14 protein-coding genes are annotated in these 18,036 nt (G+C 73.6%); 2 read left to right on the top strand and 12 right to left on the bottom strand.

Annotation, left to right across the window (positions count from 1 at the left end; translation table 11 throughout):
• Positions 1 to 28 precede the first annotated feature (28 nt).
• Positions 29 to 925, top strand: a complete 897-nt coding sequence (locus ACVJO7_RS09585; RefSeq protein WP_491672552.1) for a PaaX family transcriptional regulator — start codon at positions 29 to 31, stop codon at positions 923 to 925.
• 154 nt (positions 926 to 1,079) lie between these two features.
• On the opposite strand, the gene dnaE is transcribed toward ACVJO7_RS09585, so the two are convergent.
• A complete protein-coding gene (gene dnaE, locus ACVJO7_RS09580) occupies positions 1,080 to 4,640 on the bottom strand; it encodes a DNA polymerase III subunit alpha (RefSeq protein WP_344018872.1) in 3,561 nt (1,186 codons plus the stop codon).
• Positions 4,641 to 5,368: 728 nt separating this feature from the next.
• Between dnaE and ACVJO7_RS09575 the strand changes: the two genes are divergently transcribed.
• Positions 5,369 to 6,043: an HAD-IA family hydrolase gene (locus ACVJO7_RS09575; RefSeq protein ID WP_491672551.1), complete on the top strand. Its 675-nt coding sequence runs from the start codon at positions 5,369 to 5,371 to the stop codon at positions 6,041 to 6,043.
• A 7-nt stretch (positions 6,044 to 6,050) separates the two neighbouring features.
• On the opposite strand, the gene ACVJO7_RS09570 is transcribed toward ACVJO7_RS09575, so the two are convergent.
• From ACVJO7_RS09570 to pgeF, 11 genes are all read right to left on the bottom strand, one after another.
• Positions 6,051 to 6,779 carry a hypothetical protein gene (locus ACVJO7_RS09570; protein ID WP_491672550.1) on the bottom strand — a complete coding sequence of 243 codons (729 nt, stop codon included), beginning with the start codon at positions 6,777 to 6,779 and terminating at the stop codon, positions 6,051 to 6,053.
• The gene (locus ACVJO7_RS09565) at positions 6,776 to 7,693 is read right to left on the bottom strand and encodes an RluA family pseudouridine synthase (protein ID WP_491672549.1); all 918 of its coding nucleotides are present in this window, start codon (positions 7,691 to 7,693) and stop codon (positions 6,776 to 6,778) included. Before ACVJO7_RS09565 ends, ACVJO7_RS09570 begins: the two co-directional genes overlap by 4 nt.
• A gap of 21 nt (positions 7,694 to 7,714) precedes the next feature.
• Positions 7,715 to 8,260 carry a signal peptidase II gene (gene lspA / locus ACVJO7_RS09560; RefSeq protein WP_344018861.1) on the bottom strand — a complete coding sequence of 182 codons (546 nt, stop codon included), beginning with the start codon at positions 8,258 to 8,260 and terminating at the stop codon, positions 7,715 to 7,717.
• Positions 8,261 to 8,322: 62 nt separating this feature from the next.
• A complete protein-coding gene (locus tag ACVJO7_RS09555) occupies positions 8,323 to 9,126 on the bottom strand; it encodes a class I SAM-dependent methyltransferase (protein ID WP_491672548.1) in 804 nt (267 codons plus the stop codon).
• A gap of 54 nt (positions 9,127 to 9,180) precedes the next feature.
• Positions 9,181 to 12,402 (bottom strand): isoleucine--tRNA ligase, encoded by a 3,222-nt coding sequence (ileS, locus tag ACVJO7_RS09550; RefSeq protein WP_491672547.1) that lies wholly within the window; start codon positions 12,400 to 12,402, stop codon positions 9,181 to 9,183.
• 298 nt (positions 12,403 to 12,700) lie between these two features.
• A complete protein-coding gene (locus ACVJO7_RS09545; protein WP_491672546.1) occupies positions 12,701 to 14,329 on the bottom strand; it encodes a hypothetical protein in 1,629 nt (542 codons plus the stop codon).
• Between the two features lie 87 nt (positions 14,330 to 14,416).
• Complete coding sequence (wag31, locus tag ACVJO7_RS09540) at positions 14,417 to 15,277, bottom strand: DivIVA-like cell division protein Wag31 (RefSeq protein ID WP_344018852.1); 861 nt, start codon at positions 15,275 to 15,277, stop codon at positions 14,417 to 14,419.
• 47 nt (positions 15,278 to 15,324) lie between these two features.
• On the bottom strand, positions 15,325 to 15,621 hold the full coding sequence (locus tag ACVJO7_RS09535; RefSeq protein ID WP_085914995.1) for a YggT family protein: 297 nt from the start codon (positions 15,619 to 15,621) through the stop codon (positions 15,325 to 15,327).
• A gap of 3 nt (positions 15,622 to 15,624) precedes the next feature.
• Positions 15,625 to 16,383: a cell division protein SepF gene (locus ACVJO7_RS09530; protein WP_344018846.1), complete on the bottom strand. Its 759-nt coding sequence runs from the start codon at positions 16,381 to 16,383 to the stop codon at positions 15,625 to 15,627.
• 109 nt (positions 16,384 to 16,492) lie between these two features.
• Positions 16,493 to 17,245, bottom strand: coding sequence for a YggS family pyridoxal phosphate-dependent enzyme (locus ACVJO7_RS09525; RefSeq protein ID WP_491672545.1), 753 nt, complete (start codon positions 17,243 to 17,245; stop codon positions 16,493 to 16,495).
• On the bottom strand, positions 17,242 to 18,036 hold the full coding sequence (pgeF, locus tag ACVJO7_RS09520) for a peptidoglycan editing factor PgeF (protein ID WP_491672544.1): 795 nt from the start codon (positions 18,034 to 18,036) through the stop codon (positions 17,242 to 17,244). Before pgeF ends, ACVJO7_RS09525 begins: the two co-directional genes overlap by 4 nt.

Raw genomic sequence — 18,036 nt, 5'->3', positions numbered from 1 at the left:
GGCACCGGGGTTCTAGGCTGACCCGACCATGGCCACCCCATCCCGCGATCCCGCCTCCACCGAGCCGGACCCTCCGGACGACGCGGCCGACCCGGCACTGCGCCGCCGCGAGCTCGGCCAGACCTCCGCCCGGTCGTTACTGCTGACCGTGCTCGGGGAGTTCGTCCTGCCCTCCGGTGAGCCGGTGTGGACGCGGGCGCTGCTCGAGGTCCTGGGCGGGCTCGGCGTGGAGTCGAAGTCGGCCCGCCAGGCGCTCGCCCGCACCGCCGGCGAGGGCCTGCTCAGCTCCGACCGCGACGGCCGGCGGGTCCGCTGGTCGCTGACCGCGTCCGGGCACCGGCTGCTGTCCGACGGCGCCGCACGGATCTACGCCTTCGGCCGGCCCGCCACCGGGTGGGACGGCCGCTGGCTGGTGCTGCTCGCCAGCGTCCCGGAGTCCCGCCGGAGGTTGCGCCACCGGCTCCGCACCCGGCTCGCCTGGGCCGGGCTCGGCTCACCGGCGCCCGGGGTGTGGGTCTCCCCCGACCCGGGCAAGGAACCACAGGTCGCCGCCGTCCTGGACGAGCTGGACCTGCGCGGCATGAGCAGCTCGTTCATCGGGCACTACGGCGGCATCGGGCGCCCCGCCGACGTCGTCGAGCAGGCCTGGGACCTGGACCGGGTCGAGCAGGCCTACCAGGAGTTCCTCGACGAGTTCAGCCCGGACCGGACCACCGACCCCGCCCCCGGGCCGGCGACCCTGGCCCGGCAGGTGCAGCTCGTGCACGCCTGGCGCCGGTTCCCGTTCCTCGACCCGGAGCTGCCCGCCGAGCTGCTCCCCGACCGGTGGGCGGGCGCCCGGGCCGCCGAGCTGTTCAGCACCCTGCACGCCCGGTGGGACGCCGAGGCCCGAGCGGCATGGGCCGCCCTTGCCACCGGGCCCTGATCTCGCGCGCGCCGCACCCGCACCCCGGTGCATGCGCACCGCGCCGCACCCCGTCCTGCGCACCGCACCGTCGCTCGCCGAGACTCACCTCAGCGGGCCGCGAAGATCGACAATCCCCGCTGAGCTGCATCTCGGCGCGCCGAGGGGTGCGACGTCAGCCGAGGCAGCCCGGGCCGAGCAGGGCTTTCAGGTCGCCCATCAGGGCCGAGGTGTGGAGCACCTTCAGCGAGTCGTCCAGCTTGAGGGCGGTGACCTTCTTGCCGTAGACGAGCGACAGGTGCACCTCGGAGGTTCCCGGGTGGTGCGTCAGCACCTCCTTGAGCTTCGCGACCCGCTCGGGAGTGCACTGGTCGGTGCGCAGCGACACCCGGATCGGCAGACCGGCCTCCCCGGCCGCGGCGAGCTCGGGCACGGCGAGGTCGTTGGCGATCAGCGAGACTCGATCGTCGCGCTTGTTCACCCGCGCCTTCACCAGCACGATCGCGTCCTCCGCGACGTCCACCCCGACGACCTGGTAGGCCCGCGGGAAGAACAGCACCTCGATGCCGCCGGCGAGGTCCTCGATCTGCGCGGACGCCCACGGCTCGCCGTTCTTGTTCACCCGGCGGTTCACGTTCGCGAGGATCCCGCCGACGGTGACCTGCGCGCCCTCGGGCACGGTGCCCTCGACGATGTCGGCGATCGAGGTGTCGGCCTTCGCGGCGAGCGCCTGCTCCAGGCCCTGCAGCGGGTGGCCGGACACGTAGAGCCCGAGCATCTCGCGCTCGACGGCCAGCTTGTGCTTGGAGTCCCACTCCTCGTCGGGGACCTTCACGTCGAAGATCCCGCCCAGCTCGTCACCGCCGTCGCCACCGGAGCCGTCCATCGACCCGAACAGATCGAACTGGCCCATCGACGCGGCCTTCTTGGTGCTCATCACCGCGTCGATCGCGTCGGCGTGCACCAGCAGCAGGCCCTTGCGGGAGTGCCCGAGCGAGTCGAACGCGCCGGCCTTGATCAGCGACTCGACGACCTTCTTGTTGCAGACGACCGCGTCGACCTTGCGGAGGAAGTCGGAGAAGTCGACGAAGTTCCCCTTCTCCCGGCGTGCCGCGACGATCGCGTCGACCACGTTGTGCCCGACGTTGCGGATACCGCCCAGGCCGAACCGGATGTCGTTGCCGACCGGGGCGAAGTTGCGCACCGAGTCGTTGACGTCCGGCGGGAGGACGGTGATGCCCATCCGCCGGCACTCGGCCAGGTAGACGGCGGCCTTGTCCTTGTCGTCGCGGACCGAGGTGAGCACCGCGGCCATGTACTCGGCCGGGTAGTTCGCCTTGAGGTACGCCGTCCAGTACGAGACCACGCCGTACGCGGCGGAGTGCGCGCGGTTGAACGCGTAGTCGGAGAACGGGAGCAGGATGTCCCAGAGCGTCTTGACGGCGTTCTCGGAGTAGCCGTTCTCCTTCATCCCGCCGGCGAAGGTGACGTACTCCTTGTCCAGGATCTCCTTCTTCTTCTTGCCCATCGCCCGGCGGAGCAGGTCCGCCTGACCCAGCGAGTACCCGGCGAGCACCTGGGCGATGGACATGACCTGTTCCTGGTAGACGATCAGGCCGAACGTCTCGCCGAGGACCTCCTTGAGCGGCTCCGCCAGCTCCGGGTGGATCGGCGTGACCTCCTGCCGCCCGTTCTTGCGGTCGGCGTAGTCGTTGTGCGCGTTCGCGCCCATCGGGCCGGGGCGGTACAGCGCGCCGACCGCGGAGATGTGCTCGAACTCGCTGGGCGCCATCCGGCGCAGCAGGTCCCGCATGGGGCCGCCGTCCAGCTGGAAGACGCCGAGGGTGTCGCCGCGGGAGAGCAGCTCGTAGGTCTTCGGGTCGTCGAGCTCGAGATGGTCGAGATCGACCGCGGGCTTGCCGTTGAGCTCGATGTTCTCCAGGGCGTCGTCGAGGATCGTGAGGTTGCGCAGCCCCAGGAAGTCCATCTTGAGGAGACCGATGGTCTCGCAGACACCCATGTCGAACTGGGTGATGATGGCGCCGTCGGACTCCCGGCGCTGGATCGGGATGACGTCGATCAGCGGCGTCGACGACATGATGACGCCGGCCGCGTGCACGCCCCACTGGCGCTTCAGGCCCTCCAGGCCCCGCGCGGTGTCGATGATCTCCTTGACCTGCGGGTCCGCCTCGTACAGCGCACGGACCTCGGTGGCCTCGGAGTAGCGCTTGTGCGACGGGTCGAAGATCCCGGACAGCGGGATGTCCTTGCCCATGACGGCGGGCGGCATCGCCTTGGAGATCCGGTCGGCGACCGAGTAGCCGGGCTGGCCGAACAGCACCCGCGCCGAGTCCTTGATCGCGGCCTTCGCCTTGATCGTGGAGTAGGTGATGATCTGGGCGATCCGGTCCTCGCCGTACTTCTCGGTGGTGTACCGGATCATCTCGCCGCGCCGGCGCTCGTCGAAGTCCATGTCGATGTCGGGCATGGAGACGCGGTCCGGGTTCAGGAACCGCTCGAAGATCAGCTTGTGCCGGATCGGGTCGAGATCGGTGATCCCGAGGACGTAGGCGACCAGCGACCCGGCGGCCGAGCCGCGGCCGGGGCCGCAGCGGATGCCGACCGACTTGGCGTGCTGGATGAGGTCCGCGGTCACCAGGAAGTAGCCGGGGTAGCCCATCTTGATGATGACGCCGACCTCGTAGTTGGCCTGCTGCCGGTACCGCTCGGTGACGCCGTTCGGGAACCGCATGTGCAGCCCCCGCTCGACCTCCTTGATCAGCCAGGACTCCTCGGTCTCCCCCTCGGGCACCGGGGCCTTGGGCTGCAGGTCCTGGCCCGTGGTGAAGTCGATGTTGCAGCGCTCGGCGACGAGCAGCGTGTTGTCGCAGGCCTCCGGGTGGATCGGGTCCCACAGCGCGCGCATCTCGTGCGCGGGCTTGAGGTAGAAGTCCTGCGCGTCGAACTTGAAGCGGTTCGGGTCGGCGAGGGTCTTCCCGGTCTGGACGCACAGCAGCACCTCGTGCGCCTTCGTGTCGTCCGGGTAGGTGTAGTGCAGGTCGTTGGTGGCCAGGCCGGGCAGGTCGAGCTTGTCCTTGAGCCGGAACAGGTCCTCCTGGACCCGCTTCTCGATCTCGATGCCGTGGTCCATCAGCTCCAGGAAGAAGTTGTCCTTCCCGAAGATGTCCCGGTAGTCGCTCGCCGCCTGGCAGGCACCGTCGAAGTCGTTCTGCTGGAGCAGCCGGGCGACCTCGCCGGACGGGCAGCCGGTGGTCGCGATGAGCCCCTTGCCGTACTGCTCGAGGAGCTCACGGTCCATACGCGGCTTGTAGTAGTACCCCTCGAGGCTGGCCAGCGACGAGAGCCGGAAGAGGTTGTGCATCCCCTCCGTGTTCTCGGCGAGCAGCGTCATGTGGGTGTACATGAGGTCGGGGTTGTTGTCGGCGGCCGCCGGGTTGCTCCCGCCCAGCGCCGTGCGCTTGCGCTCGTGCCGGGAGCCGGGCGCGAGGTAGCCCTCCATGCCGATGATCGGCTTGATGTCGTGCGCCTTGGCCTTGCGCCAGAACTCGAAGGCGCCGTAGACGTTGCCGTGGTCGGTCATCGCGATCGCCGGCATCTCGTACTTGGCGGCCTCGGAGAACAGGTCGTCGAGCCGGGCGGCGCCGTCGAGCATCGAGAACTCGGTGTGGGTGTGCAGATGGACGAAGGAGCCCGTTCCGGATGTGCCGCCGGCCATGTGTCTTCCGCGCTCCTCTCCCGCGCCCTGGGGTGACGCGGTGCTTCCCGTGCCGCACGCTGCGCACCTGCCGGGGCGCACCGTGCCGTGACCACTCACCCACCGGTCCCGACGGCCGGCGGCGCGCCGGACGACGCCCTGTCGCGGCGCCTGGCGGGGGCCACGAGGGTGCCGGTGGGGCTCCTGCGCGGGGCCGGACCGACCGGATCGGTGAGGGCTTCAGACTAGCCGCGGGGTCCGACAGTTCCGGCGACCGCGGGGGTCCCCCGCGGCCCCCGGCGCATCGGTCCAGCTCACCGGCACCGACGTCCCACCGACGGCGTGTCGGGCCGCGGTCGCGCCGGCCTCGCACCCCGGGTGCGACCGCGCACCCGTTCCGACGGGTGCGGGATCCGCGCCGGGGTGCGACATCACGGCACCCGCCCCACGCCGCACCCCTGGAACCTCCCCGCACCCTCTGCAACAGGTGCGGGGGCGACGCAGAGGTGCGAGAACGACGCAGCGGTGCGGCACGACCGCGCCCTCCGCGCCGAGCAACCGGCCGACCCGAGCACGCCGAGCCTCCGGGCCGCCGAGCACCCCGACCGCCGAGCATCCGACAGCCGAGCCCCCGGGCCGCTGAGCACCAGACCACCGAGCCGCCCGAGCACCCGGGGCACACGGAGGCGGCCGGCCCCGCCCGCTCGATGGCCCGCCCACCCGCTCCGGCGGGTTACGCTCCCCGGACGATGGATCATCACACCTCGCGCGGCCGCCGCCCGTCCACCACCCGGGAGCTCACCGACGGAGGGTCCACCGACGAACCGCGCCGCACGGTCGTGTTCGACCTCGGCGAGGTGCTCGTCCCGTCGCAGGGGCTGCTGCGGCGGCTGTCGGCCGATCTCGGCGTCGCCGAGCCGGATCTGCAGACCGCGTACTGGGCGCACCGGCTCCGGCACGACCTGGGCGATCCGCCGCACCGCTACTGGAGCGCGGTGTTCGCCGATCTCGGTCTCGATCCGGCCCCGGAGCGGATGGACGCCGCGGAACGGCTCGACGTGACGTTCTGGTCGGCGCTGCCGCCGACCTCGTCGATGCTGCTGGCCGATCTCGCGCGGGCGAAGGTGCGGCTGGCGGTGCTGTCCAACGCCCCCCGCGGGCTGGCCGCCGCGGTCCGGGCCGCGGCCTGGAGCGGCCCGTTCGACCGCATGCTGTTCTCCGCCGACGTCGGGCTGGTCAAGCCGTCGCAGGACGTCTACCGGCGGGCCGACGTCGAGTTCCGCACGGTCCCCGAGCAGGTCGTGTTCTTCGACGACCGGGTGGACAACGTCCGGGCGGCGGTCGCGCACGGCTGGGACGCGCACCTGTGGCGCGGCGCCGCCGCGGCGGTCCGCCTGCTGCGCGACCGCGGCGTGCTCGGCTGATCCGGGCTCACCCGGCGGGCACCGGGCCGTCGTCGGGCGGCGGGGTCGCCGCCGTCGTCTGCTCGGGCAGCAGCGGGGACAGCGCCAGCTGTGCCGCGCTGGAGCGCTGCGGCGCCGCGTGCACCGCGCGCACCCCGGCAGTGCCGGCGAGCGCCTCCAGCGCGTCCCGGTCGGCGGTGACCACGAGCCCGATGACGCAGGCGCAGTCCGGCGCGGCCAGCATCCGCTGCTCGGCGGCGGCGATCGCGGCCCGCCGGGTGAGCAGCGCGCCGGTCTCCGGGTCGGCCGCCGGGTCGCGCGCCCGCTCGGCCCGGTCGCGGTCGGCCTCGGCTCGGAACGCCGCCTGCTCCCGGGCGACGCCGAGCGCCGCCGCGGGGTCACCGGTCCCGGTCACGTGCTCGAACCGCAGCGCCGTCTGCACCCGCTCCAGCGGCACCCGGAACACGACGGTCGAGACCGGCGACGCCCCGGCGAGCGCCGCCGCGGCCGGCACGTCCAGCGGGCGGTCGAGCTGGACCAGCGCCGGCACCGGCATCCCCTCGGGGGGCAGCTGCCCGGGCAGCGAGGCGAGGTACTCCCCGACGTCCTGGCCGGGTTCGGGGCCGAGCCGGATCGAGCCGGTCGAGGTGCCCGCCGGGACGGGCGGGCCGGATCCGGCCACCCACAGCGTGCCGAGCAGCACCACGCCCATCAGCGCGACGACCACCCACAGGCCGCGCGTGCTCAGCCCGGTCACGGGTCCCGCAGTGCCTCGAGCGCCGCCCCCAGGTCGTCCGGGTAGGGGCTGGTGAACTCGACGTGGCGGCCGTCCGCCGGATGCTCGAAGCCGAGCGTCCTGGCGTGCAGCCACTGCCGGCTCAGCCCGACCCGCTTGGCCAGCGTCGGGTCCGCACCGTAGGTGAGGTCGCCGACGCAGGGATGGCGGAGCGCGGAGAAGTGCACCCGGATCTGGTGCGTGCGCCCGGTCTCCAGGTGCACGTCGAGCAGGCTGGCCGAGCGGAACGCCTCGATCGTGTCGTAGTGGGTGATGCTCGGCTTGCCGCTCTGCATGACGGCGAACCGGTAGTCGTGCCGCGGGTGCCGGTCGATCGGCGCGTCGATGGTGCCCGACGACGGATCGGGATGTCCCTGGACGACGGCGTGGTAGCGCTTGTCGACGGTGCGCTCCTTGAACGCCCGCTTCAGCGCCGTGTACGCGTGCTCGGAGGTCGCGACCACCATGACGCCGGTGGTGCCGACGTCGAGCCGGTGCACGATCCCCTGTCGCTCGGCGGCGCCGGAGGTGGACAGCCGGAACCCGAGCGCCGCGAGGCCGCTGGTGACGGTCGGCCCGGTCCAGCCCGGCGACGGGTGCGCGGCGACGCCGACCGGCTTGTCGACGACGACGATGTCGTCGTCGGAGTGCAGCACGGTCAGCCCGGCGACGACCTCGGCCGGGCCGGCGATGACCGGCTCGGCGGTCTCGACGTCGGGCAGCTCGATCTCCAGCCACGCCCCGCCGAGCAGCCGATCGGACTTGCCGGCGACGCTGCCGTCGACCTGGATCCGGCCGGACTCGGCCAGCCCGGCGACGACCGTGCGGGACAGGCCGAGCAGCCGGGAGAGGCCGGAGTCGATGCGCATGCCGTCGAGGCCGTCGGGGACGGGCATGCTCCGCTGGTCACCCACGGCTCAGCCACCCACCCGTCCGTCGATCTCCACCCCGCGCAGCGCCATCAGCACCAGCAGGATCCCGCCGCAGACGATGCCGGAGTCGGCGATGTTGAACACCGGGAAGACGCTGCCGTCCGGCGCGAACACGGCGAACATGTCGACGACGTGCCCGCGCATCGGGCCGGGCGAGCGGAAGAACCGGTCGACCAGGTTGCCCAGCGCGCCGCCCAGGACCAGCCCGAGCCCGATCGCCCAGCCGATGGAGACCAGCCTGCGGGCGATCCGGATGATCACCCCGACGACGACGACGGCGACGATCGTCAGCACCCAGGTGTACCCGGTGGCCATCGACCAGGCGGCGCCCGGGTTGCGCAGCAGCGTCAGGTAGAAGAAGCCGTCGATCACGGTGACCGGGTCGCGGTCCTCCAGCGTCGCGACGGCGGCGATCTTGGTGGCCAGGTCGAGGGCGAGCACCACGCCGGCGATCCCGGCCAGCAGGAACACCCCGCGCCGCCGTAGCGCGGGATCGACGGGTGCCTCGCCGGCGGCGGGATCGGAACTCACCCCCCGAGTATGACGAGCGCCGGCGGCGCGCGTTCCGGCGGTCCGGTCCGGCGGTCGCCGGCTCAGGGCGACCAGACGATCGTGACGGCGTCGGTGCGCCGCGGCGGCACGGCCGCCAGCGCGGACTCGACCTCCGCGAGCCGGGACGCGGGCAGGCACAGCCTGCGGGCCACCCAGCCCGCGTCGTGCGGGAGCCGCCGGTCCCGGGTCCAGTGCCGCACCTCCGGCTCGACGCAGAGCTCCTCGCGCAGCACCGCGACGGCGTCGTCGGCGGTGGCGCTCGGCGGGCGGTCCAGGTCGTGGAAGTGCCGCCACAGCGGGTCCAGCCAGGCCATCGGGTGCTCGGGCAGCATCTCGACCACCACGCCGCCCGCCGGGCCGCGGGCGGCGGCGTGCAGGGCGGCGAGGAACGGCGGGAGATCGACGACGTTGTGCAGCACGTGATGGCAGACGACGACGTCGTGCCGGGCGGCGTCGGCGGCGACGTCCGGCCAGGCGCCCTGCACGGTGCCGTAGGGGATCCCGCGCTCGTGGGCCGCCGCGGCGAACACGGCGAGCATGTCGGCCTGCCGGTCGACGCCGACCACCCGCGCCACCGGCGACGGATCGGGCCGGGCGACGGCGAACGCGGCGTCACCGCCGCCGCAGCCGACGTCGAGCACCGACGCGCCGGCGCAGCTCCAGGCCGCGGCACGTTCGGCGAGCGCCCGGGCCGCGGCCCGGGACGGGGTGTCGGCGGGCTCGGCGGGCGGTGCGAAGTCGGCCGCGCGGTGCGTCCACGGATCGGCGGGGGCGGCGCGCCGGATGTGCTCCGGGATCCCCCGTCCGGACTGGAGTTCCCGCCACCGATCCGCTGCCGCGCCCACCCGGCGAGCCTACGGGGGGCGCCGGGCCGGGGGACCGGCCCGGCGCCCCGGGGTTCAGGCGCGCTCGACCCGCGCGCGCAGCTCGACGGCGGTCCCGTCCGGACCGACCACCTGACCGGCCGAGGCCCCGTCGGCAACCGGTCCGAAGGACACCGCGGTCGCCAGCACCTCCCCGCCGACGAACGACTCGTGCGTGCGGACCGCGTCCAGCACCGCGTCCGGCCCGTCCAGGGTCAGCGCGATCCGGTCGGCCACCGCCAGCCCGGCGTCCCGGCGAGCCTGCTGCACGACCCGGACGACGTCGCGCGCGGTGCCCTCGGCCGCCAGCTCGGGGGTGACGGTCGTGTCGAGCACGACCAGCCCGCTGTTCCCCGGCAGCGCGACGGTGTGCGCCGGGTCGGCGGCGACCAGCCGCTCGGTGAACTCGCCGTCCTGCAGGGTGATCCCGGCGGCGACGACGGTGTCCTGGCCGCCGTCGGTCTCCCGGCTCCACTCCCCCGCCTTCACCGCGCGGATGCACTTCTGCACGTCGGCGCCCAGCCGCGGGCCGGCGACCCGGGCGTTCACCGCGATCTCGAAGCGTCCGTGCTCCGCGACGTCCTCGGTGAGCTCGACCGTGCGGACGTTCACCTCGTCGCGCAGCAGGGCGGTGAACGGCTCCAGGTCCGCGGCGTCGGCGGCGGCGACGGTGAGCCCGGGCAGCGGCTGGCGCACCCGGACCTTCGCCGACTTGCGCAGCGACAGCGCCGCCGACGCGACCTGCCGGATCCGGTCCATCCCGGCGACCAGCTCGGCGTCGTGCGGCAGCCCGGCCCCCGCCGCGGCCGTCCCGGGCAGCGCCGGGTCGGACCCGCCCGGCCAGTCGGCGAGGTGCACCGAGCGGCCGCCGGTGAGGCCGCGCCAGATCGCCTCCGCGGTCAGCGGCAGCAGCGGCGCCGCGACCCGGCAGGTCACCTCCAGCACGGTGTGCAGGGTGTCGACGGCGTCCCGCCGGACGGCCTCGGCGTCGGCCGATCCGGTCGCCCAGAACCGCTCCCGGGAGCGCCGGACGTACCAGTTGGTCAGCGTCTCGGCGTGCTCCCGGATCCGCTCGCAGGCGCCCGCGATGTCGTAGGCGTCCATCGCCGCGGTGACGCCGTCGACCAGGTCCGCGGTCTTGGCCAGCACGTACCGGTCGAGCACGTGCGGGCTGTCGGTGCGGAACGTCCCGCGCTGCCCGCCGGCGTAGAGCGACAGGAAGTACCAGCTGTTCCACAGCGGCAGGATCGCCTGCCGGACGCCCTCCCGGATGCCCTGCTCGGTGACGATCAGGTTCCCGCCGCGCAGGATCGGCGACGCCATGAGGAACCACCGCATGGCGTCCGAGCCGTCCCGGTCGAAGACCTCGTTGACGTCCGGGTAGTTCTTGCGCGACTTGGACATCTTCGCGCCGTCGTCGCCCAGCACGATGCCGTGCGCCGAGCAGTTGCGGAACGCGGGCCGGTCGAACAGGGCGGTGGCGAGCACGTGCAGCGTGTAGAACCAGCCGCGGGTCTGGCCGTTGTACTCGACGATGAAGTCGCCCGGGTAGTGGTGCTCGAACCAGTCGGCGTTCTCGAACGGGTAGTGCACCTGGGCGAACGGCATCGAGCCGGACTCGAACCAGCAGTCCAGCACCTCCGGGACCCGGCGCATGGTGCTCGCGCCCGTCGGGTCGTCCGGGTTGGGCCGGGTCAGCTCGTCGACGTACGGGCGGTGCAGGTCGGTCGGGCGCACGCCGAAGTCGCGCTCCAGCTCGTCGAGCGAGCCGTAGACGTCGGTCCGCGGGTAGCGCGGGTCGTCGGACTGCCACACCGGGATCGGGCTGCCCCAGTACCGGTTGCGGGAGATGCCCCAGTCGCGGGCGCCCTCCAGCCACTTCCCGAACTGGCCGTCGCGCACGTGCGCCGGCGTCCAGTCGATCTGCTGGTTGAGCTCGACCATCCGGTCCCGGAACCGGGTGACCCGGACGAACCAGGAGTCGACGGCGCGCTGGATCAGCGCGTTGCCGCAGCGCCAGCAGTGCGGGTACGGGTGGTCGTAGGTCTCGTGCCGCAGCAGCACGCCGCTGACGTGCTCGGACGTGCGCTCCTTCAGGTCCCGGATGATCTGCGGGTTCGCGTCGAACACCTGCATGCCGGCGTACGGCGGGACCTCGGTGGTGAACTCGCCGCGGGAGTCGACCGGGTTGACGACCTCGATGCCGGCCGCGTCGGTGACCTCCTTGTCCTCCTCACCGAAGGCGGGGGCGATGTGCACGAGCCCGGTGCCGTCCTCGGTGGTGACGTAGTCGGCGGCCAGCACCCGGTGCGCGTTCTCCCGGCCGGTGAAGAAGTCGAACGGCGGGGTGTAGGCGGCACCGAGGATGTCGGAGCCCTTCAGCACGGTGAGGACGTGCGGGTCCTCGCCCAGCTCGCGGGCGTAGGCGGCGACGCGGGCCCGCGCGAGCACCCAGCGCTCCCCGTTCGCCTGCACGACCGCGTAGTCGACGTCCGGGTGCACCGCGACGGCCAGGTTCGACGGCAGCGTCCACGGGGTGGTCGTCCAGACCAGGGCGAGCGCGCCGTCGAGGTCCGCGCAGCCGGAGTCGGACAGCCGCAGCCCGACGGTGACGGCCGGGTCCTGCCGGTCGAGGTAGACGTCGTCCATCTTGGTCTCGGTGGCGCTCAGCGGCGTCTCGCAGCGCCAGCAGTACCAGAGCACCCGGAAGCCCGAGTAGACCAGGCCCTTGTCCCACAACGACTTGAACGCCCACATGACGGACTCCATGTAGTCCAGGTCGAGCGTCTTGTAGTCGTTGTCGAAGTCGACCCAGCGGGCCTGGCGGGTGACGTAGTCGCGCCATTCGCCGGTGTAGCGGAGCACCGAGGTGCGGCACGCCTCGTTGAAGGCGGCGACGCCCATCTCCTCGATCTCGGACTTGTGCTTGATGCCGAGCTGGTTCTCGGTCTCGACCTCGGCGGGCAGGCCGTGGGTGTCCCAGCCGAAGCGGCGCTCGACCCGGTTGCCGCGCATGGTGCGGTAGCGCGGGACGACGTCCTTGACGTAGCCGGTGAGCAGGTGGCCGTAGTGCGGCAGGCCGTTGGCGAACGGCGGGCCGTCGTAGAAGACGTACTCGCACGAGCCGTTCTCCCCGGCCGGGCGCTGCTCGACGGACGCGCGGAACGTGTCGTCGGCCTCCCAGGACGCCAGGACGTCGCGCTCCAGCGCGGGGAACGTGGGATGTGCGGGAACCTCGGGGTATCCGGTGTCGCTCATGGCGCTCCTCGTGCGAATGTCGGTTCGCACGGGGACGACGACGGCCCGTGGAGGCCGTGCCGCGGTACCACCCCGCTTGCGCACCCTGGCTCGCGTGCGCCTCTCGTTCGACGGCGATGACGGGCCGCACCCGTCCGGTTCTACTCCGGCCCGCGCAGGGCGGGCCGTTTCTTCCGGAGGCTCCCCGGTGATGGCCGGATCGGTGCCTGTGGAACCAGGGTAGCGCGGGCGGGCACCCGGTTATTCCACAGCCCGGCGAAGCGGGCTCATTCACACAGCCCGGCGAAGCGGGGGCCGACTAGCGGACCTGGGCCGGGTGCCGCTCGCCGAGCGAGCGGTTCGGCGAGCACCAGCCGCACGGGGTGAACCCGAGCTCGACGGCCTCGCTGACCGGGAGCGGGATCACCGGCCTGCCGGGCAGCGCCCGGCAGGTCTGCACGTGGTAGCGCGGGTGCTCGTCGATCACCAGCACCTCGTCCGGCAGCCGGGCCACCAGGCCCGCCAGGGTCGGGTCGCGCGGCTCCTCGGGGGCCTCGCCGGCGATCGGCTGCGGCTCCGACGCGGCGCCCGCGTCGGACGGCGGCCGCCCGGCGTCGGCCCCGGCGACCCCGTTCTCGACGCCGCCGGCGCGGGTATCGGTCCCGCCGGAGCGGGTATCGGCCCCGCCGGCCCGGGAGTCGGCCGCGCCGACTCCGCTCTCGGCACCAGCCGCGCCGGCTGCACCGGCAGCACCTGCGGCCAGGCCCGCGCCGCCCGCGGCCTGCGCCGCGGTGGTGCGGTCGGCGGATCCCGCCGGTGCCGTGCCGCCGAGCGGCACCGCGGTGGTCGCGGACTCCACCGATCCTGCGGCGGCAGTCCGGTCCGGCGTGCCGCCCGGTCCACCGGCAGTGCCGGGAGCCGATCCGGCAGTGCCGGAACCCGGTCCGCCGTCGCCGGAACCCGGTCCGCCGTCGCCGGAACCCGGTCCGCCGGCGCCGGGAGCCGATCCGGTGACCCCGGTGGCCGCGGTCCGGCCGGCGTCACCGCGCCCCGGCGCGCCCGCCGGGGCCGAACCGGAGCCGAAGCCCGGGTCGTCGGCTCCGCCGCCGGCGGCGGAGCCGGTTCCGGCGGCCGTCGTCGTGTCGCGCCGGCTCACCCCAGCGGAGCCGGCCGGCGACCGGTCGGAACCGTGCGGCGGGACCGCATCCCGGGGATCGGCCTGCGCCGCCCCCGTCGTGCCCGGGGCCCGGGCGTCCCCGGGCGGGCCGTCGGGACGTGCCGGGTCGCCGCCACGACCCGTGTCGTCCCGATCGGCCGGCCCGGAGCCGTCCTGGGTGTTCGGGGCCTTCGAAACATCCCGAGCATCCGGAGCAGCCGGAGCGTCCGGCGTCGTCGGCACCCGGGCCGCGGTCGTCGCCGCGGCCGCGGACTCGTCCGGCGACCCGGCCGGGTGTCCGCCGGACGACGCGGCACCGTCCGCAGCCGCCCCATTCGTCACCGAGGGTGACGAAGAGCCACCCGATCGGGAAACGGCGGGCGGTCCCTCCTCAGAGCCGGACGGCCGGATCACCGGGATCTGGATGGTCGCATCCGACGCGTTGGCCGCGTCCGGAACTCCACCCGCGGCCCCCGGCAGGCCGGCACCGGCTCGGCCGGGGCCACCCGTCTCCGGCCGGACGACCGGCAGGATCTGGGTGGCGGGTTCCATGTCCGGGCCCTGGTTCCGGGGCGGACCGGGCCGCTCCGGGGCCGGTCCGGCATCGGCGCTCTCCGACCGGTCCCCGGCCCGCACGGCGGACCGGGTCTGCCACCAGTCGTAGAGCAGCACCAGACCGGCGATCAGGCAGACCCCGACCGACGTCCAGAACAGCGCCACGACCTGCAGGAACCATCCGGCAAGCCAGAGCGCCAGCGCGATCGCTACCAGCACCAGCACCAGCATCAACATCGGCGAACTCCGTCGGTCGGCAGTGGCACCCGGCCGCTACCCCATCGTCGTCGGGCATCCCGGCGCGCATTGCTCGCGCGCCGGGCGTCAGCTCCCGGTGTCGGCCCGCTGGCCGTATCCGGAGGCGGCGTAGCCACCGTTGGAACCGGAGCGGTTCGCGTTGCCGGAGTTGTCCGTCGGCGCCGCCGACCCGCGGCCCTCCAGGTCGCGCAGCTGCGACTCCAGATAGGTCTTGAGCCGGGTGCGGTACTCGCGCTCGAAGGTGCGCAGCTCGTCGATCTTCTTCTCCAGCACGGACTTGTCCCGCTGGATCGCACCCATGATCTCGTTCTGCTTGCGCTCGGCATCGCTGACCAGGCCGGACGCCTTGTCACGCGACTGACGCTCGAGCGTCTCGGAACGGGTACGGGCGTCGTTGAGCATGGTCTCGGCACGCGAGCGCGCGTCGTTGACCAGGCCGTCGGCCTTGGTGCGGGCGTCGGAGAGGAGCTGCTCGGACTTGGTCCGCGCGTCCGACAGCATCGTGTCGGCCTCGTTCTTCGCCTCGGCCGTCAGCCGGTCGGCCATCTCCTGGGCCAGGCCCAGGACCTTGGCCGCCTGCACGTGGTGGTCCCCGCCGTCGGCGTCGGCGGATCCCCCCACTCCGGCGAGCTGGGGCGCGGGGGCTCCGCCACCACGTCCCATCGGCGACGGCGACGCCTGCAGCGCCTGCGTCTGTGCCGGGGCCTGCTGGTTGCGGGCCTCGTCCAGGTCGGCCTCGGCATCGCCGAGGCGCTGCTCGAGCTGTGCGACCTGGTCTCGGAGGTCGTCGTTCTCCCCGATCAGCCGGGCCAGTTCGGCCTCGACCAGATCGAGGAAGGCGTCGACCTCGTCCTCGTTGTACCCCCGCTTCCCGATCGGGGGTTTGCTGAACGCGACGTTGTGAACGTCGGCGGGCGTCAGCGGCATCGGATCACCTCATGCGGTCCTCGGCGGCACTCCCGGGTGACTGGGGCTCAACCCAGGAGCTGTGATCTGACGGCGCTCATCGAGATGAACACCACCAGCAACAGCACCATAATCGACAGGTCCAGTCCCACGCCTCCGATACGGACGACGGGGATCACTCTCCGCAGCAACTTGACCGGAGGGTCGGTCGCGGTGAAGACGACCTCGAGCGCCACCGCGGGGGCTCCGGCCGGTCGCCACTGACGCGCGAAGGACCGGACCATCTCGACGACGATCCGGGCCGCGAGCAGCAGCCAGAAGAAGAACAGGACGTAATAGATCAGGAAGCCGATGGCGGTGGACACGCATCAATCCTGTCGGAAAGCTCCGCGCTCGGCGAGCCTCCGCGCGTCGTCGGCGGACACCTCGACGTCCGCCGGGGTGAGAAGGAACACCCGGTCGGTAACCTTGTCGATCGATCCGCGCAGCGCGAACGCGAGGCCGGCGGCGAAGTCCACCAGGCGTTTCGCGGCCGCGCCGTCCAGATCGGTGAGGTTCATGATGACCGGCACACCGTCCCGGTAGCGCTCGCCGATCGTGCGCGCCTCGTTGTAGCTGCGCGGGTGCAGGGTCGTGATCGAGGCCGGCGCGACGGCCGTCCGGTCGCGCTGCTCGGGCACCGCCGAGGGCGCGGGCGCCGGCGCGACGGGTGTCGGCCGCTCCTCGCGCTGGTGTTCCCGAGAGGGGCTCCGGAACGCGTCCGGATCCATCGCGAGCGACCCGCGGACGGCCGCTCCGGCGGCCCCGCCGATCGGTGAGACCCGCCCGAGGTGATCACCGGGCTCCCGCTCACCGCGCGGATCCGGCCGCACACCGCGCGCCGGACGGGGGGTGTCCCGCGCCGTGCGGGGCCCCCAGCCGTCGTCGTAGCCCGCGGCGGGGTCGTATCGTTCGTCGTCGTAACCGTCCTGGTCGGCGAACCGACCCGCACCGGTCGCCCAGCGGTCGCCGCGACCGCTCGAGGAGTGCTCGTGGGCCGCCCGGTAGTGGGCCGGCTCGTCCACGTAGTCCATCTCGTCGGCCGGGACCATGCCGAAGTACGCCTTCAGCCGGTACATCGCGCTCATCCGCTGTCCCCTCGCAGTACTGCTCGACTCCGTACGCACTCACCTCGCGCGCGCACCCGCGTTCTGGCGACGGTCTCGCCGATGGCCTCGTACCCGCACCGACCAGCGATTACTCCGAGGTTATCCGCCGGTCCCCCACAAGGGCCGTACCGACACGCACCACTGTCGAACCGTGATCGACCGCGATCTCCAGGTCCCCGCTCATCCCGGCGGACAGGGTGCGGGCCGCCGGATGCCGCTCCCGGACCCGGCCGGCGGCGGCGGCGATCGCGGCGAACGACGCACCGGGCTCCCGGCCGAGCGGCGCGACCGCCATCAGGCCGGCGAGCTCCAGGCCGGGCAGCTCCGCGACCAGGTCGGCCAGCTCGTCGAGCCCGTCGTCGGACACGCCGCCGCGGGCCGGATCACCGTCCACGCTGTACTGGACGAGCACCGGCAGCGGGGCGTCCCGCTCCCCGCTCCCGCGCAGCCGGCCGACCTCGCGGTCGATCGCCCGGGCCAGCCGGGGCGAGTCGACGGACTGGATGCAGGTCACCCACGGGAGCACCGTGCGCACCTTGTTCCGCTGCAGGCCGCCGACGAAGTGCCATCGCGGCTCCACGCCGGGCCGGGCGGCCGCGACGTCGGCGACCTTGGCCGCCAGCTCCTGGGCCCGGTTCTCGGCGAACTCGGTGAGCCCGAGGTCGATCAGGGTCGCGACGTCGGCCGGGGGCACCGTCTTGGTCACCGCGAGCAGGGAGACCTCGGCCGGATCACGGCCGGCGGACCGGCAGGCCGCCGCGAGGCGGCCGCGGACCGCGGCGAGGCGTTCGGTCAGCTCGGCGGTGCGTTCGGGGGTGTCGGGATCGGCCACGCCGATCATCGTGCCGCGCGGGCGGTGGTGCTGCGAGGGTCGCGCACGTCACGCGGGTCGAGCCAGGTGATCGCGGCCTGCCGGCCGCACCGGCCTTCCCGGCGGTGGCTGAACAGGTCGGGATCCTCGATGGTGCAGCGCGGGTCGGTGCCGACCCGGGTCACGCCGAGATCGGCAAGCCTGCGGGCCAGGCCGGCCCGCAGGTCCAGCCCGGCGGTGCCGGTCCGGGTGGTCGACGCGCTGCCGGGCAGCGCGGCCTCCACCTCGTCGCGCATCGCGGGCGGCACCTCGTAGCACCGGCCGCACACCGCGGGCCCGAGCAGCACCTCGAGCCGCTCGACGGCGGCCCCGAGCCCGGTCATCCGGTCGATCACCGCGTCGAGCACGCCGGACGCGGCACCCACCCGGCCGGCGTGTGCCGCCCCGACCACCCCGGCGACCGGGTCGCCGAGCAGCACCGGGACGCAGTCCGCGGCCAGGACCGCGACGCCGAGCAGCGGGACGTCGGTGACGACGGCGTCCACATCGGGCACGTCCGGCACGACCCCGCCAGTGCCCGGGCGGGCCCGCGGCGCCTCCCGGAGGACGGCGACGTCGCGGCCGTGCACCTGACGCAGGAAGACCAGCCCGGTCAGGCCCAGCTCACGGACGATCCGGGCCCGGTTGGCGGTCACCGCCGCCGGGTCGTCGCCGACGCCGAGCGAGAGATTGAACCGGGAGAACGGGCCGGCCGACCGGCCGCCCGCCCTCGTCGTGGTGACCCGGCGGACGCGGACCGGCGGCGAGTCGGCCTGCGTCAT

Source organism: Pseudonocardia sp. DxW, assembly GCF_058448985.1.
Note: the sequence above shows the minus strand (reverse complement) of the source record. Positions and strands in the feature narration are given on the sequence as shown.

What these genes read in the sequence shown, in the direction of transcription:
- ACVJO7_RS09585 (WP_491672552.1), top strand. Translation starts at nt 29, where the DNA reads ATGGCCACCCCATCCCGCGATCCCGCCTCCACCGAGCCGGACCCTCCG.
- dnaE (WP_344018872.1), bottom strand. Translation starts at nt 4,640, where the DNA reads ATGGCCGGCGGCACATCCGGAACGGGCTCCTTCGTCCATCTGCACACC.
- ACVJO7_RS09575 (WP_491672551.1), top strand. Translation starts at nt 5,369, where the DNA reads ATGGATCATCACACCTCGCGCGGCCGCCGCCCGTCCACCACCCGGGAG.
- ACVJO7_RS09565 (WP_491672549.1), bottom strand. Translation starts at nt 7,693, where the DNA reads ATGCCCGTCCCCGACGGCCTCGACGGCATGCGCATCGACTCCGGCCTC.
- ileS (WP_491672547.1), bottom strand. Translation starts at nt 12,402, where the DNA reads ATGAGCGACACCGGATACCCCGAGGTTCCCGCACATCCCACGTTCCCC.
- ACVJO7_RS09545 (WP_491672546.1), bottom strand. Translation starts at nt 14,329, where the DNA reads ATGTTGATGCTGGTGCTGGTGCTGGTAGCGATCGCGCTGGCGCTCTGG.
- wag31 (WP_344018852.1), bottom strand. Translation starts at nt 15,277, where the DNA reads ATGCCGCTGACGCCCGCCGACGTTCACAACGTCGCGTTCAGCAAACCC.
- ACVJO7_RS09530 (WP_344018846.1), bottom strand. Translation starts at nt 16,383, where the DNA reads ATGAGCGCGATGTACCGGCTGAAGGCGTACTTCGGCATGGTCCCGGCC.
- ACVJO7_RS09525 (WP_491672545.1), bottom strand. Translation starts at nt 17,245, where the DNA reads ATGATCGGCGTGGCCGATCCCGACACCCCCGAACGCACCGCCGAGCTG.
- pgeF (WP_491672544.1), bottom strand. Translation starts at nt 18,036, where the DNA reads ATGACGCAGGCCGACTCGCCGCCGGTCCGCGTCCGCCGGGTCACCACG.